Annotated in this window: 1 protein-coding gene; it reads right to left on the bottom strand. The window is 67.6% G+C overall.

Annotation, left to right across the window (positions count from 1 at the left end; all coding sequences use genetic code 11):
• Positions 1-287 (bottom strand): MerR family DNA-binding protein (locus tag JYB63_RS22930; RefSeq protein ID WP_205660231.1); only part of this gene is annotated, 287 nt, incomplete at both ends.

Below are 287 nucleotides of genomic sequence, written 5' to 3'. Positions count from 1 at the left end.
TGTGGCCGTCGGGGGTGCCGTCAGGCATTTCCGCCCAGGCCTCCAGGGCTTGTTCCATGCGCGAGGCCAGTGCTTCCAGCTCCTGAATGCGGGCGCGAATCTGCGGCAGCCGGCTGGCCAGCAAGTCGCGCACCAACGGGCAGGGCGAATCGCCCTGGTCGGCGTGGGCCAGGATGTCGCCGATCTCGGCTACGCTGAAACCCAGGGTGCGGGCGCGCTGAATAAAGCGCAGCCGCTCCAGGTCGGTCTGATTGAAAAGCTGATAGCCATTGGCCGGGTCGCGGGCC

Origin of the sequence: Aliamphritea spongicola, assembly GCF_017051665.1 — a bacterium.
Taxonomy (GTDB): domain Bacteria; phylum Pseudomonadota; class Gammaproteobacteria; order Pseudomonadales; family Balneatricaceae; genus Amphritea; species Amphritea spongicola.
This window is presented reverse-complemented; position numbering and strand designations above follow the sequence as displayed.